Raw genomic sequence first — 25,332 nt, 5'->3', positions numbered from 1 at the left:
TAGCCGGGTAAAACCGGCTACCTTATCCTTTTAGATTTAGTACCTGTCCTCGTTGAGCGATCAGTTTACTGCACTCTTGCTTTACTATTTTTCTCAACCACTCCTGTGCTGGTGAGTGCTCACATCTGGGGTGCCAAATCATTGAATAATCAAACGGGGTAAACTCAAAAGGCAAGGGTTTGACAACCAAGTTATATCGCTGCGCAACGAGATAAGCTAAATCTGCAGGCACGGTAATCACCAGCGGCATGGTATCAACAACCGCAAGCGCGGCTTCAAGATGATAAGCCCTGAGTACCAACTTGGGTGCTACATACCCTTCTAGAGCAGCGTCTAACAAGGCTTTTACACCATCGCTAATTGCTATCATCGCGTGAGGACACAAGAGAAAGTCGTCTAATTTCATCTCTTTGTCTGCCAATGGGTGATGTTTGGATAGAAGACAAAGAACGCCGACTTTTCCCAAGGTCTCACTATGAAGCGGTTCAACGGAAGACGTTGGGCGACATATCGCTAAATCTGCTCCTTGATAAGTGAGCTGTTCGTTAAGCCTGTCGTGTTGCAGCGGCTGAAAATCAAAAGAGACATTAGGGGCTTCTGAATAGATTCGCGGCAAAGCAAAAGGCAGAATTGTCTGCATCGCGTAATCAGTAGTGGCGATAGTGAACGTCTGATCGCAAAGGGTCGCATCAAACTCCGTAGGAGAGAGCACCTGCCTTAATGACTCTAATGGTTGACCCAAGGCTTTATCGATCTCCAGAGCTTTTTCGGTCGGGATCAGTTTTTGGCCTTGGCGAGTAAACAGAGGATCGTTAAGTAACGATCGCAACCTTCCTAAAACTCGGCTCATCGCGGACTGACTTAAGCTCAATCGGTCTGCCGCTTTACTTACACTGCTTTCTTCAATCAATACCCGCAGGGCCACCAGCAAGTTCAAATCTCGACGGTAAATTTCTTCCAATTCCAAATTTTCACTCTCTCTTTAGTGAGGCATGGATAGGGCGATTGTACTCTTTAGGCAAAAAAAATCCCGCCTTTCAGCGGGGAAGCCCAAGAAAACTGGGGATAGTGTCGGAATGTATTTGAGCGCAGTTATGTATTTGATAGAAAGTGAACGCCAAGTACTACTATCATTGTTCTTGCTCGTTAGACGTTCCTTTCCAGCGGAACATCTCAAGCCAAATCCCTACAATCGTTGCTAACATGCCAGCCAAGGGCATCAACGATGTTTCAGTTGGCGAACGCAACAAAAGAGCGCAAAATGAAATCAAACAGAGAACCGAATAGATGGTCAGTCTATCGAGAGCCGTAAGCATATTTGCCTCCATTTGTTACCAACTTGTTAACTAAGTTAAAACAAAATGATCTCTTTGCCAAGTGCTTATTGAATATTTTTTCTTCAACAGTATTATCTACGCCTTATTTCGCACTCATTGGACATACTATGAACTTTGATTCAACCCTTGTGACACATACTCTGGAAGCTGAAGGATTGCGTTGCCCAGAGCCTGTGATGATGGTCAGAAAAACCATTCGAACCATGGAAGATGGCGAAATTCTCCTGGTTAAGGCAGACGATCCATCAACAACACGTGATATTCCTAGCTTCTGTCGTTTTATGGACCATCAACTGATCGCTTGCCAAACGGACCAGCTCCCCTATCAGTACATCATTAAAAAAGGTCTCGATTAGTTTTATTAGACATATCCAACACCTTGGATAATATTCCTTCGATACCACACAAATAGTCAGTTTTTAAAATTTCCTCCCTTTAACCTGTAGCGGTTTAGGGAGGAAACTTTATGCAACGAAATCATTCGGTTGATGCCATTCGAGGCACTTTATTGCTGGTAATGACCATCAACCACTTTGTATGGATTACAACGGGATGGGTAGATATTCAGCTACTGACCTTGCAGCCATTTGGACAAGTCGGTGCCGCTGAAGGGTTTATTTTCATCTCGGGCTTGATGGTTGGATTGATCTACTCAGGTGCTGATTTAACCAAGAGCAAAGCTAAGCTGATTCATCGAGCCAAGCAGCTCTACCTCTATCACATCGCAGCGATTCTAACCGTCTTGGCCATCAGCTTGGTCTACATGACCGCAATTAGCGAGACAACTGGCTATTTTCACCGTCTATTTCCATGGCTGATGGAAAGTAAACTCAGTGCGTTGGGACTCAGTTTGACACTGTTACACAAGCCCCAGTATTTTGACATTCTGCCAATGTACATTGTGTTCTTGTTGGGGGCACCTTGGGTTCTTCAACAATTGAACAAGGGGCGAATCATTGCAGTCCTTTTGGTGAGTGTCACTTTGTGGCTATCTAGTCGCTTTATTGACTTATCGACTCTGTTGCGACCTTTCTTTTCTGAGGGAACCTTGAATACTGGGTACTTTAGTTGGTTGGCATGGCAGATGCTCTTTGTATTGGGTATGTGTTTGGGCTTTACCTCTCGCCACAAGTCTATTGATTGGTTTAAGTATCGTTCGCTCACTATCTTGGTGGCGTTAATCGCTGGCACCCTATTCGTATTCCACCGCAATATTTTTGCCGAATATGGGATACATCAGGGTACGTTAGGGCAACTTGCTGACAAGCCTTCTTTGGGTTGGTTGCGAGTATTCAACTTGCTGTTACTCGTCTACCTATTCAGTTACTTGATTCACCTTTGGCCAAATATTTTTGCTTTTAAGCCCCTTGCGCTTTTGGTAGGCACTCGCTTCAAGTATTTACCTTCCACTACATCATTATCTTTGCTCTGGCACCGGTTGCCTTGGGCTTTTTGAATTTTCAACCCAATATTTACATCAGCTTGGCGGTGGTGGCCCTTCTGCTCTTTGTCCCCCCTTTGATCAGAGAGCAAAAGAAAAAGCGATCACTCACTGAACTAAAACGGAGTAATTAAACTATGAAAAAAACACTGATTGCGGTTATGACTTCTGTTATTGCCTTGATGGGCTGTAATGACACCGAACAAGAATCCTTTGACCCAAATGCAAAATATGATTTGCAAGTCAAAGTCACAGGGGTCACTAATGAGGGGGGCAATGTTTACATTGCTGTTCGAGCAGAAGACAAAACGGTTATCGCTGAACATCTCATTCCTGCGAACGAGGCCAGCGCTTCCACACCGATATTGCTAGAGCAAATTCCTTCTGGAAGATACGCCATTTTTACCTTTCAAGATATCGATGGCAACAATGAGTTGACCATGGCAGGAATGATGCCTGATGAGCCACTGGGCTACTCGGGAAATACTCGCTTAATGGGGCCACCTCAATTTTCAGCCACCAGCTTTGCGCTTGTAGACAACAGTCAGCAAACCGTAATGCTATTTGATTACCGTTAACGCTTAGAGACAGGGATAAGTAGCTCAATATGCCACTCTTGTCCCACTATTCTTTTTGCGTAGGTTATCCATTCAAACCCTTGGCGAAGGTAATATTTACTTTCGCTGAGGTAGGAGTAATACAAACTATCCAGATCTTCTCCTATCTGCTCTATGCTGCCTTTCATTACACACTTTAGATAATCCCCACCACCGATATTGGTATTGCCCTCTGCTGTTTTTATCAGATGTTGAACTCGGTAATCGTGCTTAGGTGTGTACTTTTGATCACTCACTCCGCCAATTAGTAAACACTCACTTCCTTGATTAACCTTATCAAGTCGGTCGTCAAATAACTCTAACAAATACGCTATACGCTGGCTTTTGACAACGAGATGATTGGGAATTTGATATGGAATTGCTTGCCCTATTTGATGGTCTAAAGTGAAGGATTGGGTATCCAAACAGACAATACTAGCAGGCAGGCAATCAAAACCACTCGCCGGTTTTAATTCGGCCCAAAAATTCATGCTTCCGTCTTCATCCAATGACCAAATATAGGGTAAACGATTTAGACTTAGCTTATTCTGAAATGTAAAAACCTGATTCAAATAAACAAATAGAGCTTGAATGTAATCTCTGTTAGGAAAAACAAAGTGCCACATCTTCCTCTGGGAGATATCTACCTTTGACAGCTTGTACTCTGATGCTTCTTCCGCACCATCGCACATAGACATCATCTGAAACTCTCCAGACCGGTAAGAGCAATTGTTGCGATATTCTAGCGTGTAATAGTTTCGCTGCGAGTGATCCCAATGACAGGTAGCGTTATTAAACACTTGCCAAAGTTCATCAACCCCATCGTGGATACTCTCTTCATCAAAAAATATCGACTTAAAATTACCGCTAACACCAACAAGATGTTTCTCTGGAAACACCACTTCCTTTGGCGGGTGTTCTAATGTCATTTGGTAGTAATCCAAATAACGGAGGTCAAGGGGAGGAAAGCTAACATACTTAGCCAATATAGGATTGCGCCTAAAGTGTTTAGGCGACACTTCGAAGTTACTTCGAATAGCTCGATACAAGGCTTCTTGAGATTCAAAGCCAAAGTCCAACGCGATATCTATAATGCGCTGATCAGAGTTGGAAACTTGTTCTATGGCCAACGTTAATAATCGAAGTCGGTAATACCTACCTACACTGATACCGGTAAAGCGTTTGAACTCATGTTGGAGGTGCCAACGGCTGACGTTAAGCGTATTGGAGAGTTCTTCCAGATCCAACTTACGTGGTAAGCGCTGTTCAATCGCATCTACGATACGAAAAATAAAGGAGTATTGCCGCATTCAGCCAGTTTCTATTCCAGAACACCATAAATCAATATTATCAAAACCAGTTTTCGCATCACTTCAAACTATAAAACTATTGGGCATTGAGGTCTCTTTGCTTAGAGCCGATATCCCTAGTTGAAAACGTGGTTTGTTAGGGCAATGAAAAAGCAGCCAATGGCTGCTTTTCTTATTCGTCAAAATCGATCCGGTGTACTTCCGATTGCAGCTTGTTTAACTGCTTTTTCATAGACCGAACTTCATTGTGAAGGGGGATGATATGGGCGACGCGTATCCACGCTTCCACTGTCAAGCCTGTCAGGATAATTGCTCCTGCGACCATGGGAAGCCACATATCTGTCAATACCATTCCAAGAAGGGTGAGCGCTAAGCCAAAGGTAAATAAATAACTCTGACTACGAGCTGTCATACCCATGTAACGTGTTAGCATAATTTTGCCCTCTCGCCACTATCAACATCTTTAAGGTAGCATGACAATTGTGACACTTATATGTCAGCGCTCACGCTATCCAGAGAATTTAAAAAGAGTTTGATCTCGCTCAGAATGCACCGTAGCAACAGGGTCTCGTGTTATCCCCAGATAGCCGCTGACACGGCGAGTCCCGCAAACAATAACGCGGTAATTTTTCGAATAAGATCTAGCGGTAATTTGTCCGCAGACAGTTTGCCAACTAATACAACAGGAACATTCGCAATCAACATACCGATAGTGGTTCCCATAGTGACTAACAAAAGTGCACCGGAGAACTGAGCACCGAGTATCGAAGTCGCAATCTGGGTTTTGTCCCCAATTTCCGCGACAAAAAAGGCAATAAAACTCGCCACAAAGGGGCCTTTAGAAGATATCGATTCTTCATCGTCGAGTTTATCTGGAATTAGAATCCAGCCAGCCATAGCTAAAAAGCTGACCACCAACACCCATTTTAACACCTCTTCAGATAAGTAATCTGCAACCACAACACCTAACCAAGCCGCTAACGCATGGTTGAGTAACGTGGCTAGAAATATGGCCAATATAATGGGAACGGGTTTTCTATAACGACTTGCAAGTAGCAATGAAAGCAGTTGGGTCTTATCGCCTATTTCTGCTAGCGCTACTGTAGTTATTGAAATTGCTAAAACGCTCACGACATGCTCATTGAGGTAGGGATTATAGTTTCCTAAGACAAACCTCGTGCCCCACCTCGGTTCACGATGTTTGTCTAAGGTCTTGCTAAACCTGCTAGATGCAAGCCTTGTACGCCACGGTGATGAGCACCAAGTATGTTGACGTACAAACTAACTATTTGAAAATAGTCAGTAAGCTACTCCCCAAAGACAGGCGCAATTTTAATCAGCATAAGGAAAATTCTCAAGCTATAAACTCAGCAAAATGTTCCCTTTAGGAAAAAATCGCACGATAAGGCTAAAAAATTTCACTAAACGCTATTTTTGCCTAGCAATTAATCAATATTAGCTCTACTCCCATGCAGAATATCTGGGTATACTTGATTGTTATTTTTTTCAATTTAGACAGAAGAATCGCGCGAACCTGACTATGCAAAAATTCGATATCAAAACCTTTCAGGGTATGATCCTCGCGCTGCAGGATTATTGGGCCCAACAAGGCTGTACCATTGTTCAACCATTAGACATGGAAGTTGGTGCAGGTACTTCTCACCCAATGACATGTTTACGTGCACTTGGCCCTGAGCCGATTGCCACCGCTTATGTTCAGCCATCTCGTCGTCCAACTGACGGCCGTTATGGTGAAAACCCTAACCGTTTACAGCACTACTACCAGTTTCAGGTGATCATTAAGCCTTCACCTGACAATATTCAGGAGCTATACCTAGGTTCTCTGGAAGTACTTGGTATTGACCCACAAGTCCACGATATTCGCTTTGTGGAAGATAACTGGGAAAACCCAACTCTTGGCGCTTGGGGCCTTGGCTGGGAAGTTTGGTTAAACGGTATGGAAGTCACTCAGTTTACTTACTTCCAGCAAGTTGGTGGTCTAGAGTGTAAACCTGTTACCGGTGAAATCACTTACGGTATCGAACGTTTAGCTATGTACATTCAGGGCGTAGACTCTGTTTATGATCTGGTTTGGACAGACGGCCCACTGGGTAAAGTGACCTATGGCGACATCTTCCATCAAAATGAAGTAGAGCAATCAACCTACAACTTTGAGCACGCAGACGTAGACTTCCTGTTTACTTTCTTTGACCAGTGCGAAAAAGAGTGTAAGGAACTGCTAGAACTAGAAAAGCCACTTCCTCTTCCCGCTTACGAGCGCATCCTAAAAGCAGGCCATGCTTTTAACCTACTTGACGCGCGCAAAGCGATCTCAGTGACTGAGCGTCAGCGTTATATTCTGCGTATTCGCAACCTGACTAAATCGGTGGCGGAAGCTTATTATGCATCACGTGAAGCACTTGGCTTCCCAATGCTTAAGCAATCAGACAAAGAAGCATAAGGGGAAGGATAATGGCAAAAGAATTTTTAATCGAGCTGGGAACGGAAGAGCTTCCACCAACTCAGTTACGCACTCTGGCTGAAGCCTTTGCAGCTAACTTTGAAGCAGAGCTGAAAAGCGCAGAGCTTAACCATCAAGGCGTAAAATGGTTCGCGACTCCTCGTCGCCTAGCACTAAAGGTCGCTCAGCTAGACGAGGCGCAAGCAGACAAAGTAGTAGAAAAACGCGGTCCTGCGATCTCTGTTGCTTTTGACGATGAAGGCAACGCAACCAAAGCAGCACAAGGCTGGGCACGTGGTAATGGCATTACTGTCGATCAAGCCGATCGCTTGAAAACCGATAAAGGCGAGTGGTTGCTATTTAAGCAAGAAGTAAAAGGTCAACCGACACAAGCGATTGTGGCAGACCTTGCTGCAAAAGCCCTCTCCAACTTACCAATCGCTAAGCCAATGCGTTGGGGTGATACTGATACTCAGTTTATTCGACCAGTGAAAACCCTCACCATCTTGTTTGGTGAAGAGTTGATTGAAGGTGAAATTTTAGGTGTCGCTTCTGGCCGCACTATCCGCGGTCACCGTTTTATGGGTGAGCAAGAGTTCACTATTGACTCAGCTGAGCAATACCCTGCTATTCTCGAAGAGCGCGGTAAGGTTATGGCAGATTATGAAGCTCGCAAAGCGATCATTGTTGCCGACTCTCAAAAAGCAGCCGCTGCGGTTGGTGGCAAAGCCGATCTTGAAGAAGACCTAGTTGAAGAAGTGACCTCTCTGGTTGAATGGCCTGTCGTACTTACAGCTAAGTTTGAACAAGAGTTCCTAAAAGTACCGGCTGAAGCTCTGGTTTACACCATGAAAGGTGATCAGAAGTACTTCCCAGTTTACGACGAGAACAAAACACTACTGCCGAACTTTATCTTTGTTTCAAACATTGAGTCGAAAGAGCCACGCCATGTTATCGAAGGTAACGAAAAAGTAGTTCGCCCACGTTTAGCAGATGCTGAATTCTTCTTTAATACGGACCGAAAGCGACCTCTGATTGACCGCCTACCTGAGCTAGACAAAGCTATCTTCCAGAAGCAACTCGGTACGATTAAAGACAAAACTGACCGTATAACTGAACTGGCTGGCTACATTGCAGAAAAGATCGGTGCGGATGTTGAACTTTCTAAACGTGCTGGCCTATTGGCTAAGTGTGACCTAATGACTTCTATGGTATTCGAGTTCACCGATACCCAAGGCGTAATGGGCATGCACTACGCGCGTCACGACGGAGAAGCTGAACAAGTCGCCGTTGCGCTAAACGAGCAGTACATGCCGCGTTTTTCTGGTGACGATCTACCTTCTAACGGTGTCTCCACTGCAGTCGCTATGGCCGATAAACTCGATACCATTGTTGGTATATTCGGTATTGGTCAAGCTCCTAAGGGTTCAGATCCATTTGCTCTGCGCCGTGCATCTCTGGGCGTGCTTCGCATCATCGTTGAGTACGGCTACCAGCTAGATCTGACAGACCTCATTGCCAAAGCAAAGTCACTATTTGGCGATCGTCTCAGCAATGAAAATGTAGAACAAGACGTTGTAGAGTTTATGCTTGGCCGTTTCCGCGCTTGGTATCAAGATGAAGGCTTTAGTGTCGACATTATCCAAGCGGTATTGGCGCGCCGACCAACAAAACCATCTGACTTTGATCAGCGTGTAAAAGCGGTATCTCACTTCCGTGATTTAGAAGCGGCTGAGTCTCTTGCAGCAGCAAACAAACGCGTTGGTAACATCTTAGCTAAGTTTGATGGCGAACTCGCCAATGACATTGACCTATCTCTTCTTCAAGAAGATGCGGAAAAAGCACTGGCTGAAAGTGTTGAAGTGATGACAGAAGCGCTGGAACCAGCCTTTGCTACAGGTAACTACCAGGAAGCACTCAGCAAGCTAGCAGATCTTCGCGAGCCTGTTGACGCCTTCTTTGACAATGTCATGGTTATGGCCGACGACGAAGCGCTAAAGAAAAACCGTCTGACGCTGTTAAACAACCTAAGAAATCTCTTCCTACAGATAGCCGATATTTCGCTACTTCAGAAGTAATAGGAAAAAGGGAAGCAATGCTTCCCTTTTTTGTTCCATTACGATTTTTCTGCATTAATGCCGTCACAGCGATGAACATCAAAGTGTTCAGTACGCCCGCCTTTGCCTGTAAACGTCATTTTAATCACAAAACCAAGCTCTAGAAGCTCGTATAAGTCCTCACAGGCCACTTGTCGACTATGGCTTCTGATCACGGTTGTTTTCCACTGATAGCCATTAGGCACTTGCTCTATGTACTCAATGTATCCTTCATCACTGACAGTCACATGTTCTACATCAGCAAATGCAGCTTGCGCCTGTTGAATGTCATACCGTTCAACGTAAGGCTCTGCGGTTTGGGTATTGGTAGACTGACAACCTAACAACGCAAAGGCTGCGGCAAAACAAGCAATAAATACTCTTTTCATTATTTATTATCCTCAACTTAATTTTTTTAGATAATAAATAGACAACAAATTGAATAATAATGAAAGTTGCGATCATTTTTGTAAAAGTTTGACGATTTTCACTGCAATCCCTTTAGCTAACAGAAGACAGATACCAGCCGAATTCCCATGTACTGTCAATTTATCCCCTTGCGAATTTGTAACATTGATGTATGTTCAACTATTACTCTAGTTATCAGCAATGCACTGATATCAATCTAATAAGCAATCACAACTATTCAGGTACAACAAACATGCAGTTTTCTAAGTTTGGTGAGAAATTTAATCAGTATTCAGGTATTACTCAGCTAATGGACGACCTCAATGACGGTCTTCGCACTCCCGGTGCTATTATGCTGGGGGGAGGCAACCCAGCCGCCATACCTGCCATGCTCGATTATTTTCAGCAAACCAGTGAAGAGATGCTCGCCAGTGGTGAGCTGGTAGCTGCGATGGCGAACTATGACGGCCCCCAAGGTAAAGATGTATTTGTTCAATCTTTAGCAAAGCTGCTTCGCACAACTTACGGATGGGATATTACCGAAAAAAACATCAGCTTAACTAACGGTAGCCAAAGTGCGTTTTTCTATCTGTTTAATCTACTGGCTGGCAAACAGCCCGACGGCTCACACAAGAGAGTGCTACTGCCCCTTGCACCTGAATATATCGGGTATGGAGACGCGGGTATTGATGAGGACTATTTTGTCTCCTACCGTCCTGAAATTGAGCTTTTAGACAAAGGGCAATTTAAGTATCACGTCGATTTTGAACAGTTGACAGTGGATGACTCAATAGCCGCTATCTGTGCCTCTCGCCCAACTAACCCAACAGGTAATGTCCTCACTGACGAGGAAATACGCAAATTAGACAAGCTCGCCAGAGACAATGATATTCCGCTTATCATAGATAATGCTTATGGCTTGCCTTTCCCTAGTATCATTTTTGAAGACGTTGAGCCGTTCTGGAATGGAAACACCATCTTGTGCATGAGTCTATCTAAGCTAGGCTTACCCGGTGTGCGCTGCGGTATTATTATTGCCAGCGAGTCCATTACCCAAGCGTTGACCAATATGAATGGTGTGATTAGCTTGGCCCCTAGCAGTATTGGACCCGCTATCGGTCAACACATCATTGCTAAAGGTGACTTATTGCCTTTAAGCCAGAATGTTATTCAGCCTTTCTATCGTCAGAAGTCGCTGCGAGCCGTCGAACTATTACAGCAGGCAATTCCCGATTCGAGATTCCGCATTCACAAACCGGAAGGCGCTATTTTTCTTTGGCTTTGGTTTGATGAGTTGCCGATCACCACAATGGAACTCTACAAGCGCTTAAAAGCAAGAGGAGTACTCATTGTTCCCGGCGAATACTTCTTTATCGGTCAAGACGATAGCTGGCCACACGCCCACCAATGCTTGCGTATGAACTATGTTCAAGACGATGAAATGATGCAAAAAGGCATTGCTGTTATCGCTGAAGAAGTTGAAAGGGCCTATCGAGAAGCATAAAAAAATGAGCGCCTTAGGCGCTCATTCTCTTTATGGGGATTTACTCGTTTTCAATTAAGTGTTTACCGTTAATGGCAATTTTCCTCGGCTGCATAGCTTCTGGTATTTCGCGAACCAAGTCTACGTGTAGCAAGCCATTTTCCATCTCAGCACCGACAACTTTTACATAGTCCGCCAGTTGGAACTTGCGTTCAAAATCACGCTCTGCAATACCTTGATAAACGTAGTTTTTGCCTTCTTCAGCTTTTCGCTCGCCTCGAACAATCAGCAGATTCTCTTTTTGAGTAAGATCGAGCTGGTCTTCGGCAAAGCCCGCTACCGCCATAGTAATACGGAAGCTGTTTTCATCTTTTTGTTCGATGTTGTAAGGGGGGTATCCCGCTGAAGCATTTTTTCCCGCACTGGTTTCCATCAGGTTAAATAGACGGTCAAAACCAATGGCGTTACGGTATAAAGGTGAGAAATCTACATTACGCATAATACTATCCTCTAGATAAGCAATAGTCTGATCCCGGCAATGGTCGGTATCAGCACTCTACCACTTATTTCTTCACAAACATAAGGGGAAGACATTCAATTTATAGTGCCGTCTGTGCTTCCTCTCTTGAGCGAAGTCAGTTCAGCCGTTTCCAAGACCCAATAAGGCGTCTCTTCATAAAAAGATATAGGGGTGGCGAATTAGCGTTTCAAGGCATATAAATAAAAAAGGTAAAAAAAACGCCGCAGTGTAGTGCGGCGTTTTACATAAGACATTGAAAACTATACGTCTAAGTTAGCTACCTTCAGTGCGTTTTCTTCAATAAAGTTACGGCGAGGTTCAACTTGGTCACCCATCAACGTAGTAAACAACTGATCAGCACCAACCGCATCTTCGATGGTTACTTGCATCATTCGGCGTGTATCTGGATCCATTGTGGTTTCCCAAAGCTGATCTGGGTTCATCTCACCCAGACCTTTGTATCGTTGTAGACTTAGACCACGACGTGACTCTTTAACTAGCCAGTTCAAAGCATCCACGAAGTTCGTTACCGCCAAAGTACGCTCACCACGTTGAACGTAAGCACCCTCTTCAATCAAACCGTTCAGCGCTTCAGAAAGCGTTGCTAGCTTGTTGTACTCTTTTGAGTTCAACAGATCGACACTGAGAACATGCTCATGAGTCACACCGTGAGTACGCACGATGATCTTAGGTAGATTAACACCCAGCTCAGCGTGCTGTTCTACCTCATAGCTGTATTGGCTTGCACCTACCTCTTTGGCATTGAGCTGCTCAACCAATTGTTTGGTCCAAACATCTACCGCTGCTTGATCGTGGCACTGCTCCGCCGTTAGACGCGGCGTGTACACCAACTCGTGAATTAGAGCTCGCGGATAACGGCGGCTCATACGCTCTACCAGCTTCATACCAGCATTGTACTGTTGTACAAGATGCTCTAATGCTTCGCCGCTTAACGCTGGTGCTTCTGGGTTAACGTAAAGTGCCGCATTATCAAGAGCAAGAGAAACCTGATACTGGTTCATTGCATCTTCATCTTTAATATACTGCTCTTGTTTGCCTTTTTTCACTTTGTACAGTGGCGGCTGAGCAATGTATACATAACCACGCTCGATAAGCTCAGGCATTTGACGATAGAAGAAGGTCAGCAACAGAGTACGAATGTGAGAACCATCCACGTCCGCATCGGTCATGATGATGATATTGTGGTAACGCAGTTTATCTGGGTTGTACTCATCGCGGCCGATACCACAACCTAGTGCAGTGATCAGCGTTGCTACCTCTTGAGAAGAGAGCATTTTATCAAAACGCGCTTTCTCTACGTTGAGGATTTTACCTTTTAGCGGAAGAATCGCCTGATTCTTACGGTTACGACCCTGCTTAGCACTACCACCCGCAGAGTCACCCTCCACTATGTAAAGTTCGGAAAGCGCTGGGTCTTTCTCCTGACAGTCAGCCAGTTTACCTGGTAGACCTGCTAAATCGAGCGCACCTTTGCGGCGAGTCATTTCACGAGCTTTACGAGCCGCTTCACGAGCACGGGCTGCATCGATAATTTTGGTACAAACCGTTTTCGCTTCATTCGGGTTTTCAACCAAGAACTCCGACAGTTTCTCACCCATTGCGGATTCAACCGCTGACTTCACTTCAGAAGAAACCAACTTGTCTTTAGTTTGGCTTGAGAATTTTGGATCTGGAACTTTAACGGAAACAACCGCAGTTAGGCCTTCACGAGCATCATCACCAGAGGTGGCCGCTTTGGCCTTTTTAGAGAAGCCTTCCTTATCCATAAAGCTGTTAAGCGTACGCGTCAGCGCTGCACGGAAGCCTGCTAAGTGAGTACCACCATCTCGTTGAGGGATGTTGTTGGTAAAACAGTAAATGTTCTCTTGGAAGCCGTCATTCCACTGCATAGACACTTCAACAGAAATACCGTCTTCGCGTTCTGAGTTAAAGTGGAAAACTTTCTCGTGAATTGGCGTTTTGTTGGTGTTCAGGTGTTCAACAAACGCTTGAATACCACCTTCATACATAAAGTGGTCTTGCTTGTCTTCTTCACGCTCGTCCAGCAGCTTGATCGATACACCAGAGTTCAAGAATGACAGCTCACGTAGACGCTTAGCTAAAATGTCGTAGTGAAACTCAGTAAGGGAGAACGTTTCATGCTTGGCCAGAAGCGAATTTTTGTTCCTGTTGCTTCCGTTTCGCCCACAACTGCCAGCGGTGCTTGTGGCTCACCGTGGTGGTAGGTTTGTGTGTGGATCGAACCGCCGCGATGAATCGTTAGCTCTACTTTCTCTGAAAGCGCGTTTACTACAGAAACACCTACACCGTGCAGGCCGCCAGAAACCTTGTACGAGTTATCATCAAACTTACCACCAGCGTGAAGTACTGTCATGATAACTTCTGCCGCAGAAACGTTCTCTTCTGGGTGCATTTCTGTAGGAATACCACGGCCGTCATCACTGACCGAAACCGAGTTATCTTCATGAATCGTGACTACAATGTCTTGACAGTGACCTGCCAACGCTTCATCAATAGAGTTATCCACCACCTCGAAGACCATGTGGTGTAGGCCGGTACCATCATCGGTGTCGCCGATGTACATCCCTGGACGCTTGCGAACCGCATCCAGACCCTTTAGTACTTTAATACTCGATGAATCGTAATTTTCAGACATGAGTTATCTTCCACTATTTATATTGGCTCTATCTGGCCCTGTTCCACATGGAACACCTTGCCGTTGTCTTCTCGCATATCTGCAATCTGACTTTCAGTGATAGAGCTTACGAAAACTTGAGCCCCCGTCGCTTTTAAACAGTCCGCTAAGCGCTGTCGACGTTGGCTATCTAATTCAGAAGCAAAGTCATCTATCAAGTAGATACACTGCTTTCCAGTTTTACTGGTTAAGTGCTGGCCTTGTGCAAGCCTTAACGCACATACCATTAATTTGAGCTGCCCACGAGATAATACATCTTCTACTGGCGTATTACTCACCTTGATGCGTAAATCTGCTTTATTTGGTCCACTTACGGTATACCCAAGGGACTGATCGCGCTCAAAGTTGCTTGCTAGTATCTCTTGGTAAGGCGTTTCTTTGTCCCACCCTCGATAATACTGCAACTTAATATCAAACTCTGGCAAAAACTCTCGACATATCTGTTCAGCTTGCTGTGACATTTGAGCCACATACTCACTGCGCCAGAGGCTAATCTGCTCAGCTAAACGAGCCATCTCTTGGTCCCAATAACTAAGCTCTCGATAGCTGGTCGCCGTTTTAAGCAGCGCATTGCGTTGCTTGTTTAAGCGCTTAAATCGACCCCATGCATCATAAAAAGCGCTTTCGGTGTGAAACACTCCCCAATCGATAAACGCTCGGCGGTGTTTCGGACCATCCGTTAACAACTCAAACCCTTCTGGGTGAATAAGTTGCAACGGTAGAACTTGTGCAAGTTGGGCCAGCTTTTGTCCAGACTGACCGCCTATTTTAACCTCTGTTGAGCCATCGCGCTGCTTATTAATACCAATTGGTAGCTCAAATTGATCCGAGTTCAAAAAACGGCCATGTACAAACAGCTGATCACGCTCGTTTTTTATCACTCTACCAGTCAAAGTACTCTTAAAGGACCGACCGTGGCCCAACAAGTAAATCGCTTCTAAAACGCTGGTTTTCCCGCTACCGTTGACACCAACAAGAAAATTAAAGCCTGATGACAGTTCTATATCACAGGCTTCAATGTTCCTAAATTGCTGAATAATAAGTCTGGTGAGAGGCATTCATTCACTTATTAAAGGCGGATAGGCATAACGACATACATGGCACTGTCATCGGCGCCATTTTCGATCAGTGTACTCGCGTTTGCATCGGTCATAGAGATCCGCACTTGTTCGCAACGCAATGTATTCAGTACATCGAGCACATAACTCACGTTAAAGCCTATCTCGATAGCGTCACCTTCAAACGCAACGTCTAAGGTTTCTTCCGCTTCTTCCTGTTCAGGGTTGTTCGCCGTGATACGCATTTCACTATCATCAAGATTGACTCGAACGCCACGGAATTTTTCATTCGACAATATAGCGGCTCTTGAAAACGCCTGACGCAGTTCATCACAACTCGCCATCAAAGTCTTATTTGTGCTTTGTGGCAGCACGCGACGATAATCTGGGAAGCGACCGTCCACTAACTTAGAGGTAAAGATAAAGTTATTGACCTGCGCGCGCACATTAGAGCTACCTATCTGTAGAACAACGCTGTCTTCTGGCGCATCGAGCAGTTTGACAAGCTCAAGCACACCTTTGCGAGGAACTATAATCTGTTGCTTAGCAAATTCAGCTCCCAATTGCGTTTGTGCAACCGCCATTCTGTGCCCGTCAGTCGCCACACTGCGCAATGTGGTTGACTCAATCTCAAACAGCATACCATTGAGGTAGTAACGCACGTCTTGGTTAGCCATAGAGAACTGTGTTTTCTCGATCAATCCGCGTAACTCACCTTGAGTAAGCTCGATATTAACTTCGCTTTGCCAATCTTCGATGTTTGGAAAATCGTTGGCAGGTAAGGTAGATAGCGAGAAACGGCTGCGACCAGAGCGCACCTGAACTCGATCACCTTCCAAAACAAAAGTGATGATTGCTTCGTCTGGCAGTCCACGACAAATATCTAAAAACTTGCGTGACGGAACCGTTATGTTGCCCGCCTCAAAATCACCTTCTAGTTGAACACTACTGATCAACTCAACTTCTAGGTCGGTGGCCGTAAGAGACAATTGCCCCTCTTCAACTTTGATTAGCAAGTTCCCCAAAATAGGCAGCGTCGGTCGCCCCCCTAGGGCTCCAGATACTTGCTGTAGAGGCTTGAGTAGATGGTTACGCGCAATGGTAAATTTCATAGTCAACTCTGTACGAAGTCCGCTTTTGTTATTCTCACCAGCAGCATAGCTGGCTTTACTTCAATTAAGAAGACAAGGTGCGGATAAGGTTTGAATAATCTTCTTTTATATCGTGGCTTTCTTCACGCAGTTGCTCGATTTTTCGGCACGCGTGTAAAACTGTCGTATGGTCTCGACCACCAAATGCATCACCTATTTCAGGCAAGCTGTGGTTAGTCAGCTCTTTGGCGAGGGCCATCGCCAACTGTCTTGGTCTTGCAACCGAACGAGAGCGGCGTTTAGAAAGTAGGTCAGCGACTTTAATTTTGTAGTATTCAGCCACGGTTTTTTGAATATTGTCTATCGTGACCAACTTCTCTTGAAGCGCGAGTAAATCTCTTAGCGCTTCACGTACAAAATCGATGGTAATAGGACGACCTGTAAAATTGGCGTTAGCAATCACTCGGTTTAAAGCACCTTCAAGCTCACGCACATTAGATCGAAGTCGCTTCGCAATAAAGAAAGCCACTTCATCGGCTAAGTGAATCTGATGGTCTTCCGCCTTTTTCATCAAGATCGCAACGCGAGTCTCTAACTCAGGCGGTTCTATGGCGACTGTCAGTCCCCAACCAAATCGAGATTTAAGACGATCTTCCACACCGCTGATCTCCTTTGGATAGCGATCGGATGTCAGTATGATCTGCTGATTGCCTTCTAACAGTGCATTGAACGTGTGGAAGAACTCTTCTTGTGAACGTTCTTTGTTAGCGAAAAATTGAATGTCATCGATAAGCAATGCATCTACGCTGCGATAGTAGCGTTTAAACTCTTCAATCGCGTTGTTTTGCAACGCTTTAACCATATCTTGTACAAAGCGCTCAGAGTGCATATACACAACTTTGGCATTTGGCTTATTGTCGACGATAGCATTGCCAACAGCGTGTAAAAGGTGAGTCTTACCTAAGCCAGTCCCACCGTATAAAAACAACGGGTTGTAGGCAGCACCAGGGTTATCAGACACCTGACGAGCAGCGGCTAAACCCAACTGGTTTGATTTACCTTCAACAAAATTATTGAACTTGTGTTTAGGGTTAACGTTGGAACGGTGATTAATATCAGCGGCTGGCGCATCATCGTCCCAAGTTTTGTGAACGGGTTTGCGAGCTTGTAATTGTGCTGGCGCAGAAGATTCTGCCGCAACATCAGCCTGAGTGCGTGTCGGTTCAGGCTTAGGTGCCGCAACAGGTCGACTGCCGACTTCAAACCTCAAGCTGGGAATGTCATTCCCACAATATTCTTGAAGCAGACGATTGATGCTGTTGAGGTATTTGTCGCGAACCCAATCCAATACAAATCGGTTTGGAGCAAATAAAGTGAGAGTATTGTCATTGAGCTCTGCTTGTAGTGGTCGAACCCACATACTGAACTCTGTAGCTGGTAACTCTTCCTGGAGCCGTTGCATACACTGCAACCAAAGCGAAGATGACACGGTGCCCTCACTCTTAATTAATTTATCTGAAAAGATTGGTAATTTTACCTGTTGATAACCAAGATCGCCAGCAATTGATCGAAGATCCAGTGAATAAGATCTAAGTTATTCACAATTTTTCCGATGTTATTGCTAAGATCCCCACAAACAGCCCCGTTTTTACTCACACTTTGATCCACATTTGTCTGTTTTGGGCAAGATCTTTGTGTTGGTGATAAGTCTGTGGGTTAAGTTTTTTCATTACAAGTGAATCGATCAAATACAACTTATAGCTAAGTGCTCTATTTTATTGCTTCTGGTTATTTATATTATTGAGTATTTTAACAGTAGTATTTGCATCCATAATTATACGGAGTTGCACTATGAAAAACTGGATTAAAGCTGCAATTGCAGTTATCGCTCTATCTGCTGCCACTGTTCAAGCCGCTACTGAAGTAAAAGTAGGTATGTCTGGACGCTACTTCCCGTTCACTTTTGTTGAACAAGACAAGCTTCAAGGCTTCGAAGTAGACCTGTGGGACGAAATTGGCAAGCGCAACGATTACAAAGTTGAGTACGTAACAGCAAACTTCTCTGGCCTATTTGGTCTGCTTGAAACGGGACGTATCGACACTATCTCTAACCAGATCACTATGACTGAAGCGCGAAAAGCCAAATACCTTTTTGCAAACCCATATGTTGTTGACGGTGCGCAGATCACCGTACGCAAAGGCAACGACGAGATCAAAGGCATTGAAGATCTAAAAGGCAAAACGGTTGCAGTTAACCTAGGTTCTAACTTTGAGCAACTGCTACGCGATTACGATAAAAATAAAGAGATCAACATCAAGACTTACGACACGGGTATTGAACACGATGTCGCGCTAGGTCGTGCTGATGCCTTTATTATGGATCGCCTATCTGCTTTAGAACTGATCAAGAAAACTGGTCTACCTTTGCAACTTGCAGGCGAACCCTTCTCTACGATTCAAAATGCTTGGCCATTTGTAGACAATGAAAACGGTCTAAAATTGCAAGCAGAAGTCAATGAAGCACTTGCAGCAATGCGTGCAGATGGCACACTAGCAGACATTTCTAAGAAATGGTTTGGCGCGGACGTTACTAAATAAACAATTAGTTCGCACATCCAAACAGTTTAAAGAAGGTGGAATCTGTGTATTCCGCCTTTTCTCGTCTTTAAAGGTAAGTTTATGGGTTTTGACTTTGATTACATGATGGGGCTAATGCCGATACTGCTCAAGTATCTGGGCACTACCATGGAAATGGCGACATGGGGATTAATTTTCTCTCTCATACTCGCGGTAATACTGGCAAACATTCGCGTGTTTAAAGTACCAGTGTTAGATCAACTGAGTCAGCTATATATTAGCTTCTTTCGCGGTACACCACTTTTAGTGCAACTTTTCCTTCTATATTACGGTTTGCCACAAGTATTCCCATTTATGGTCGGGCTGGATGCTTTTTCAGCCGCTGTTATTGGACTGACACTTCACTTTGCCGCCTATATGGCTGAGAGTATTCGAGCAGCCATTATCGGTATTGACCGCAGCCAGATGGAAGCCAGCCTTTCGGTAGGCATGACAACAAGCCAAGCGATGCGACGCATCATTTTGCCTCAAGCCGCTCGTGTCGCTTTACCTTCACTGATGAACTACTTTATCGATATGATTAAGTCGACATCACTCGCTTTTACCCTAGGCGTTGCAGAAATCATGGCCAAGGCTCAAATGGAAGCCTCTTCTAGCTTCCGATTCTTTGAAGCGTTTTTAGCCGTCGCTCTGATCTATTGGGTGGTAGTCATTATCCTGACCCGTGTTCAAATCTGGGCTGAGGCCAAACTAAACAAGGCGTATGCGCGATGATTAAGTTATCTAACATTCACAAGTCGTTCGGTGATACCAGAGTGTTGGCCGGTATTGACCTTGAGATCCAGCAAGGGGAAATCATCGTTATTATCGGTTCGAGCGGAACGGGTAAATCCACCTTGCTGCGCTGTGTCAATTTCCTAGAACAAGCAGACAAAGGCCAAATTGCGATTGATGATATCCAAGTGGATTGTCAAAACCACACTAAGTCTGAAGTGCTAGCACTGCGCCGCAAGACAGGATTCGTCTTTCAGAACTACGCGCTGTTTGCCCATATGACCGCGAGACAAAACATCGCCGAAGGTCTGGTTACGGTCCGCGGCTGGAAAAAAGAAGATGCATTAAAACGCGCTCAGCAAATCCTCGATGATATTGGTCTAGGGGAGAAAGGCGATAGCTATCCTGCCGCTTTGTCAGGTGGTCAACAGCAACGAGTTGGCATTGGCCGTGCTATGGCTTTGCAACCAGAGCTGCTGCTTTTTGACGAACCTACCTCGGCTCTTGATCCAGAATGGGTCGGTGAAGTACTGAGTTTAATGAAAAAACTGGCCACTCAACACCAGACGATGCTAGTGGTCACTCATGAAATGCAATTTGCTCGTGAAGTCGCTGATAGAGTGATCTTTATGGCAGAAGGCAACATTGTGGAGCAAGGTTCTCCACAGGATATTTTTGGTAATCCACAAGATCCTCGCCTGAAGAAGTTTCTTCGTCAGGTAGGTATGGAGTAAAGATCGTACGAAAGGATCGATCGATCCTTGAGATTTTGCTCACACTACGTATAATCGCTCGGCCGGAATGTAAGCCCCCTTCTGTCATTGACAGCAATGAGAAGTGTGATTACAATTCCGCCTCTTTGTTGAGAGGCGTCGGTGGTGCCCTCTTTATATATAGAGAAGCCCATAAGCCCACGCCGGGTTAACATTGACCTAAAACTACTGATCAGTAAAGGTAATTAACATGAAACGCACTTTTCAACCTTCAGTTCTAAAGCGCAAGCGCAGCCACGGTTTCCGTGCTCGTATGGCTACTAAGAACGGTCGTAAAGTTATTAATGCACGTCGTGCTAAAGGCCGTAAGCGCCTATCAAAATAATCGCTAGTTTATTTTGAATACGCACGCGTTCAATCGGGAGTTACGTCTGTTAACTCCCGAGCATTATCAAAATGTCTTCCAGCAAGCTCATAGAGCTGGCTCACCCCATTTCACAATCATTGCTCGTAAAAACTCCCTGTCTCATCCAAGACTTGGTCTCGCTGTACCTAAAAAGCAAATTAAAACCGCTGTAGGTCGCAATCGTTTTAAACGACTTGCACGAGAAAGCTTTCGCAACAAACAACATCAACTTCCTAACAAAGATTTTGTTGTTATTGCAAAGAAAAGCGCGCAAGATTTAAGCAATGATGAAATGTTTAAGTTGTTTGATAAGTTATGGCAGCGCCTTTCTCGCCCTTCGCGTGGTTAGCTATTGGCCTTGTACGCCTTTACCAATGGGGGATTAGTCCACTCATTGGACCTCGCTGTCGCTTCACACCCACCTGTTCTCAATACGCTATAGAAGCGTTGAAAGCTCACGGTTTTGTAAAAGGGTGTTGGTTATCAGGCAAACGTCTATTAAAATGCCACCCTTTGAATGAAGGGGGATATGACCCCGTTCCTCCGGTCCAGAAAACTGACAGAGATAAATAACGATGGATTCTCAACGTAATATCCTGTTAATCGCATTGGCGCTGGTTTCTTTTTTACTTTACCAACAATGGAATGTATCTAAGAACCCTGCACCACAGCAGATTGAACAGGCACAATCAAGCAGTACGCTTCCAGCACCATCTTTTGCCGAAGAGATGGATCCTGCGCCTTCTCAACAAGCTTCTGCAAAAACTATTGCGGTTACAACAGATGTACTTACTCTGTCAATTGACACAGTAGGTGGTGACATTGTCTCTGCAGACCTCAATCAATACGCTGCAGAAATGGACTCCGACGACTCGTTTGTTCTACTGAAAAACGAAGCTGGCCATCAATTTATCGCCCAAAGTGGTCTTATTGGCCCTCAAGGTATTGATTTAAGCAGCGCAAACCGCCCTCAATACTCAGTGAGCAGCGACAGCTTCAACTTGGCAGAAGGTCAAGATGAACTTCGCATTCCTCTTACTTTTGCGGCCAATGGTCTAGAGTACACAAAAACCTTCATCCTTAAGCGCGGAAGCTACGCGATTGATGTTGAATACGATGTTGTGAATAACTCAGGCAGCAACGCAACATTTGGAATGTATGCACACCTTCGTCAAAACTTGTTAGACGCTGGTGGCAGTATCACAATGCCAACCTACCGCGGTGGAGCATACTCTACGGAAGATACTCGCTACAAGAAGTACAGCTTCGACGATATGCAAGATCGCAACCTCTCTATCACACTATCTGATGGTCAAGGTTGGGCGGCTATGATTCAGCACTACTTCGCAACAGCATGGATCCCTCGCAATGAGCCAGGCACTAACTTGTACACTCGCGTTATCGGCAACTTGGGTGACATTGGTGTTCGCATGCCAAACAAAACCATCGCAGACGGAGATTCAGCGAAGCTACAAGCAACCCTATGGGTAGGTCCAAAGCTTCAAAAAGACATGGCCGCTATCGCGCCTAATCTCGATCTCGTTGTGGATTATGGCTGGCTATGGTTTATCGCCAAACCTCTGCACTGGTTGCTTTCATTTATCCAAGGATTTGTCAGTAACTGGGGTGTTGCTATTATCCTTCTAACGCTAGTTGTACGTGGTAGCATGTACCCACTAACTAAGAAGCAATACACCTCTATGGCGAAAATGCGTATGCTTCAGCCTAAGCTACAAGCAATGCGCGAGCGCATCGGTGATGACCGTCAGCGCATGAGCCAAGAAATGATGGAGCTGTACAAAAAAGAGAAAGTGAACCCACTTGGTGGTTGTTTACCTCTTATCTTACAGATGCCTATCTTTATCGCACTTTACTGGGCGCTAATGGAGTCGGTAGAACTGCGTCACTCACCGTTCTTTGGTTGGATTACGGACTTGTCAGCTCAAGACCCATACTACATCCTGCCATTGCTAATGGGTGCAAGTATGTTCCTTATCCAAAAGATGAGCCCGACAACAGTAACGGATCCAATGCAACAGAAGATCATGACCTTTATGCCAGTTATGTTTACGGGATTCTTCTTGTTCTTCCCATCGGGCTTGGTCCTATACTGGTTGGTATCGAACATTGTAACTTTGGCTCAACAGTCAATGATATACAAAGCTCTAGAGAAGAAAGGTTTGCATTCTAAGTAACAATTGTTGTTAGACGAATCACTATCAAAGGCGGCCAAAAGGTCGCCTTTTTTATTTGAGCTGATTACAATTGCGCTAATCAGAAAGAATCGGAGTGATGGCAAAGCGCCTCACCCTCAAATAGGCAAGACTATGACAACCGATACTATTGTAGCTCAAGCAACCGCCCCCGGACGTGGAGGGGTTGGCATCATTCGAGTTTCAGGGCCAAAAGCATCTCTAGTAGCACGAAGCTAACGGGTAAAGAATTACGCCCTAGATACGCAGAGTATCTGCCCTTTATCGGAAAAGACGGCCTAGAGATAGACCAAGGCATCGCTCTCTACTTCCCAAACCCTCATTCGTTTACCGGTGAAGACGTATTAGAACTTCAAGGACACGGTGGTCCTGTCGTGATGGATATGCTAATAAAGCAGATCCTCACCATCGAAGGTATACGCACCGCAAGACCTGGAGAGTTCTCAGAGCGCGCGTTTCTAAATGACAAATTGGATTTAGCCCAAGCGGAAGCCATCGCTGATTTGATTGATGCCAGTTCAGAACAAGCGGCAAAATCCGCTTTGAAATCTCTACAGGGCGCCTTTTCAAACCGAATACAGACCCTTGTAGAGTCTTTGATTCACCTTCGCATCTATGTTGAAGCAGCAATAGACTTTCCCGAAGAAGAGATCGACTTTCTTGCTGACGGCAAAGTGGCTGCAGATCTTCAGGCATAATTGATAATCTTGCCGCGGTAAAAAAAGAAGCCAACCAAGGCGCTATTATGCGCGAAGGCATGAAGGTCGTGATCGCTGGTCGCCCAAATGCAGGAAAATCTAGCTTGCTCAATGCGTTGTCGGGTAAAGAGTCAGCTATTGTCACCGACATCGCCGGTACAACAAGAGATGTACTTAGAGAGCACATACATATCGATGGTATGCCTTTACACATTATCGACACTGCAGGTCTTAGAGACGCTTCAGACGAAGTAGAAAAAATTGGTATAGAAAGAGCTTGGGAAGAGATCGAACAAGCCGACCGCGTTCTTTTTATGGTCGACGGGACAACGACAGATGCCACCGATCCAAAAGAGATATGGCCAGACTTTGTTGATCGACTGCCAGAAAACATCGGGATCACTGTCATTCGCAACAAGATAGATCAGACAAAAGAAGATTTGGGTATCTGTCATGTTAACTCTCCAACTTTGATACGATTGTCTGCAACAACAGGACAAGGAATAGAAGCCCTAAGAAATCACCTTAAAGAGTGCATGGGGTTTTCTGGTGGCAACGAAGGGGGCTTTATGGCTCGTCGTCGTCACTTAGAAGCACTGGAAAAAGCCGCGGAGCATTTAGATATAGGTCAGCAGCAGCTTGAAGGTTATATGGCTGGTGAGATTTTGGCAGAAGAGCTTCGCATCGCTCAGCAACATCTGAGTGAGATTACAGGAGAGTTCAGCTCTGATGACTTACTCGGCCGTATTTTCTCTTCATTCTGTATAGGAAAGTAGATCCGTCCACGGGATCTAAGAACAAAGGAACACTCATGATACATATAATAACAGGCAGCACTTTAGGTGGTGCAGAGTACGTTGGGGACCACCTCAGTGATATTCTCCAAGAAAATGGGAAGTCTACTACAATTCACAACCAACCGACTCTTGAGTCCATTCCCAATGAAGGAGTCTGGCTTTTAGTAACCTCTACCCATGGCGCAGGTGAGTATCCGGATAACATCAAACCCTTTATTGCCGCCTTGCAAAGCACTCCGCCAAAAATGCAAGACGTTAAGTTTGCGGTCGTTGCAATAGGAGACTCCAGTTACGATACCTTTTGCGCTGCTGGCAAACATGCACATGATCTACTCACTGACATTGGTGGTACCTCAATTGATGACTGTTTGACCATAGACGTGCTCAAACATCCAGTCCCAGAAGAGGCCGCTGAAGAGTGGATAAACGACCTTCTCAACAAGTTTGATTAATATAAGAAGCGGCAATAGCCGCTTTTTTTCTACCTGAATTGTTCTAACCGCTCAAAAAAACACCAAACGAACTGTGGATAAGTATAGATCTATCCGGTGATTATCCTATAGTTATCCAAATAATAACTTTGCACCTAAGATCCCCCTGTGCATAACCATCAATTTTGATCTCAGGAAATCCTCGA

24 protein-coding genes, 2 pseudogenes and 1 riboswitch are annotated in these 25,332 nt (G+C 45.0%); of the genes and pseudogenes, 15 read left to right on the top strand and 11 right to left on the bottom strand.

Features of this window, described 5'->3' with window-relative positions:
• Positions 1-22: 22 nt before the first annotated feature.
• Complete coding sequence (locus BLO31_RS18425; protein ID WP_070970227.1) at positions 23-967, bottom strand: LysR family transcriptional regulator; 945 nt, start codon at positions 965-967, stop codon at positions 23-25.
• Between the two features lie 163 nt (positions 968-1,130).
• Positions 1,131-1,316: a hypothetical protein gene (locus BLO31_RS18420; protein ID WP_070970224.1), complete on the bottom strand. Its 186-nt coding sequence runs from the start codon at positions 1,314-1,316 to the stop codon at positions 1,131-1,133.
• Positions 1,317-1,444: 128 nt separating this feature from the next.
• On the opposite strand from BLO31_RS18420, the gene tusA reads away from it, so the two are divergent.
• The 3 genes from tusA (at position 1,445) to BLO31_RS18405 (ending at position 3,356) form a co-directional block, all read left to right on the top strand.
• Positions 1,445-1,693 carry a sulfurtransferase TusA gene (gene tusA / locus BLO31_RS18415; protein WP_070970221.1) on the top strand — a complete coding sequence of 83 codons (249 nt, stop codon included), beginning with the start codon at positions 1,445-1,447 and terminating at the stop codon, positions 1,691-1,693.
• 110 nt (positions 1,694-1,803) lie between these two features.
• Positions 1,804-2,793: an OpgC domain-containing protein gene (opgC, locus tag BLO31_RS18410; protein WP_245688523.1), complete on the top strand. Its 990-nt coding sequence runs from the start codon at positions 1,804-1,806 to the stop codon at positions 2,791-2,793.
• 122 nt (positions 2,794-2,915) lie between these two features.
• Positions 2,916-3,356: a DUF2141 domain-containing protein gene (locus tag BLO31_RS18405; RefSeq protein ID WP_070970218.1), complete on the top strand. Its 441-nt coding sequence runs from the start codon at positions 2,916-2,918 to the stop codon at positions 3,354-3,356.
• Here BLO31_RS18405 and BLO31_RS18400 read toward each other — a convergent pair.
• The 3 genes from BLO31_RS18400 to BLO31_RS18390 all read right to left on the bottom strand — a co-directional run bounded on the left by BLO31_RS18400 (position 3,353) and on the right by BLO31_RS18390 (position 5,815).
• Positions 3,353-4,684 carry a helix-turn-helix transcriptional regulator gene (locus tag BLO31_RS18400; RefSeq protein ID WP_070970215.1) on the bottom strand — a complete coding sequence of 444 codons (1,332 nt, stop codon included), beginning with the start codon at positions 4,682-4,684 and terminating at the stop codon, positions 3,353-3,355. The genes BLO31_RS18405 and BLO31_RS18400 overlap by 4 nt on opposite strands.
• Positions 4,685-4,856: 172 nt before the next feature.
• Positions 4,857-5,117 (bottom strand): hypothetical protein, encoded by a 261-nt coding sequence (locus BLO31_RS18395; RefSeq protein ID WP_070970211.1) that lies wholly within the window; start codon positions 5,115-5,117, stop codon positions 4,857-4,859.
• 140 nt (positions 5,118-5,257) lie between these two features.
• Positions 5,258-5,815, bottom strand: coding sequence for a TMEM165/GDT1 family protein (locus BLO31_RS18390; RefSeq protein WP_070970208.1), 558 nt, complete (start codon positions 5,813-5,815; stop codon positions 5,258-5,260).
• 87 nt (positions 5,816-5,902) lie between these two features.
• Positions 5,903-6,012: riboswitch (yybP-ykoY riboswitch) on the bottom strand.
• A gap of 212 nt (positions 6,013-6,224) precedes the next feature.
• Here BLO31_RS18390 and glyQ point away from each other — a divergent pair.
• The gene (gene glyQ, locus BLO31_RS18385) at positions 6,225-7,145 is read left to right on the top strand and encodes a glycine--tRNA ligase subunit alpha (RefSeq protein WP_070970205.1); all 921 of its coding nucleotides are present in this window, start codon (positions 6,225-6,227) and stop codon (positions 7,143-7,145) included.
• Positions 7,146-7,156: 11 nt separating this feature from the next.
• On the top strand, positions 7,157-9,223 hold the full coding sequence (glyS, locus tag BLO31_RS18380; RefSeq protein WP_070970201.1) for a glycine--tRNA ligase subunit beta: 2,067 nt from the start codon (positions 7,157-7,159) through the stop codon (positions 9,221-9,223).
• A gap of 38 nt (positions 9,224-9,261) precedes the next feature.
• Here the strand turns inward: glyS and BLO31_RS18375 are convergent, their stop codons facing one another.
• A complete protein-coding gene (locus BLO31_RS18375; RefSeq protein WP_070970198.1) occupies positions 9,262-9,630 on the bottom strand; it encodes a hypothetical protein in 369 nt (122 codons plus the stop codon).
• Between the two features lie 272 nt (positions 9,631-9,902).
• Between BLO31_RS18375 and BLO31_RS18370 the strand changes: the two genes are divergently transcribed.
• Positions 9,903-11,153: a valine--pyruvate transaminase gene (locus BLO31_RS18370; RefSeq protein ID WP_070970195.1), complete on the top strand. Its 1,251-nt coding sequence runs from the start codon at positions 9,903-9,905 to the stop codon at positions 11,151-11,153.
• Between the two features lie 40 nt (positions 11,154-11,193).
• Here BLO31_RS18370 and BLO31_RS18365 read toward each other — a convergent pair whose 3' ends face one another.
• From BLO31_RS18365 to dnaA, 5 genes and pseudogenes are all read right to left on the bottom strand, one after another.
• Complete coding sequence (locus BLO31_RS18365; RefSeq protein WP_070970192.1) at positions 11,194-11,631, bottom strand: Hsp20 family protein; 438 nt, start codon at positions 11,629-11,631, stop codon at positions 11,194-11,196.
• Positions 11,632-11,912: 281 nt separating this feature from the next.
• Positions 11,913-14,329, bottom strand: a pseudogene (gene gyrB, locus BLO31_RS18360) (DNA topoisomerase (ATP-hydrolyzing) subunit B).
• A gap of 17 nt (positions 14,330-14,346) precedes the next feature.
• Entirely contained in the window at positions 14,347-15,426 is a 1,080-nt protein-coding gene (recF, locus tag BLO31_RS18355) for a DNA replication/repair protein RecF (RefSeq protein WP_070970188.1), read from the bottom strand.
• An 11-nt stretch (positions 15,427-15,437) separates the two neighbouring features.
• Positions 15,438-16,538: a DNA polymerase III subunit beta gene (gene dnaN, locus BLO31_RS18350; protein WP_070970185.1), complete on the bottom strand. Its 1,101-nt coding sequence runs from the start codon at positions 16,536-16,538 to the stop codon at positions 15,438-15,440.
• 64 nt (positions 16,539-16,602) lie between these two features.
• A complete protein-coding gene (gene dnaA, locus BLO31_RS18345) occupies positions 16,603-18,006 on the bottom strand; it encodes a chromosomal replication initiator protein DnaA (protein ID WP_070970182.1) in 1,404 nt (467 codons plus the stop codon).
• A 362-nt stretch (positions 18,007-18,368) separates the two neighbouring features.
• Here dnaA and BLO31_RS18340 point away from each other — a divergent pair, with 362 nt between their 5' ends.
• From BLO31_RS18340 to mioC, 9 genes and pseudogenes are all read left to right on the top strand, one after another.
• Positions 18,369-19,115 (top strand): amino acid ABC transporter substrate-binding protein, encoded by a 747-nt coding sequence (locus BLO31_RS18340; protein WP_070970180.1) that lies wholly within the window; start codon positions 18,369-18,371, stop codon positions 19,113-19,115.
• Positions 19,116-19,196: 81 nt separating this feature from the next.
• Complete coding sequence (locus tag BLO31_RS18335; RefSeq protein WP_070970177.1) at positions 19,197-19,868, top strand: amino acid ABC transporter permease; 672 nt, start codon at positions 19,197-19,199, stop codon at positions 19,866-19,868.
• Positions 19,865-20,602: an amino acid ABC transporter ATP-binding protein gene (locus tag BLO31_RS18330; protein WP_070970174.1), complete on the top strand. Its 738-nt coding sequence runs from the start codon at positions 19,865-19,867 to the stop codon at positions 20,600-20,602. Before BLO31_RS18335 ends, BLO31_RS18330 begins: the two co-directional genes overlap by 4 nt.
• A 229-nt stretch (positions 20,603-20,831) precedes the next feature.
• Positions 20,832-20,966, top strand: coding sequence for a 50S ribosomal protein L34 (gene rpmH, locus BLO31_RS18325; RefSeq protein WP_070970171.1), 135 nt, complete (start codon positions 20,832-20,834; stop codon positions 20,964-20,966).
• A gap of 46 nt (positions 20,967-21,012) precedes the next feature.
• On the top strand, positions 21,013-21,336 hold the full coding sequence (gene rnpA, locus BLO31_RS18320) for a ribonuclease P protein component (protein ID WP_050796250.1): 324 nt from the start codon (positions 21,013-21,015) through the stop codon (positions 21,334-21,336).
• Positions 21,303-21,560 carry a membrane protein insertion efficiency factor YidD gene (yidD, locus tag BLO31_RS23265; RefSeq protein WP_084659927.1) on the top strand — a complete coding sequence of 86 codons (258 nt, stop codon included), beginning with the start codon at positions 21,303-21,305 and terminating at the stop codon, positions 21,558-21,560. Before rnpA ends, yidD begins: the two co-directional genes overlap by 34 nt.
• Positions 21,561-21,562: 2 nt before the next feature.
• The gene (yidC, locus tag BLO31_RS18315; RefSeq protein ID WP_070970166.1) at positions 21,563-23,182 is read left to right on the top strand and encodes a membrane protein insertase YidC; all 1,620 of its coding nucleotides are present in this window, start codon (positions 21,563-21,565) and stop codon (positions 23,180-23,182) included.
• Between the two features lie 132 nt (positions 23,183-23,314).
• A pseudogene (gene mnmE, locus BLO31_RS18305) lies at positions 23,315-24,674 on the top strand (tRNA uridine-5-carboxymethylaminomethyl(34) synthesis GTPase MnmE).
• A gap of 35 nt (positions 24,675-24,709) precedes the next feature.
• The gene (mioC, locus tag BLO31_RS18300) at positions 24,710-25,147 is read left to right on the top strand and encodes an FMN-binding protein MioC (RefSeq protein WP_070970161.1); all 438 of its coding nucleotides are present in this window, start codon (positions 24,710-24,712) and stop codon (positions 25,145-25,147) included.
• The last annotated feature ends 185 nt before the right edge of the window (positions 25,148-25,332 follow it).

Origin of the sequence: Vibrio sonorensis (assembly GCF_001854765.1) — a bacterium.
Lineage (GTDB): Bacteria > Pseudomonadota > Gammaproteobacteria > Enterobacterales > Vibrionaceae > Vibrio > Vibrio sonorensis.
The sequence above is the reverse complement of the archived record's forward strand: the minus strand, read 5'-3'. Positions and strand labels throughout refer to the sequence as shown.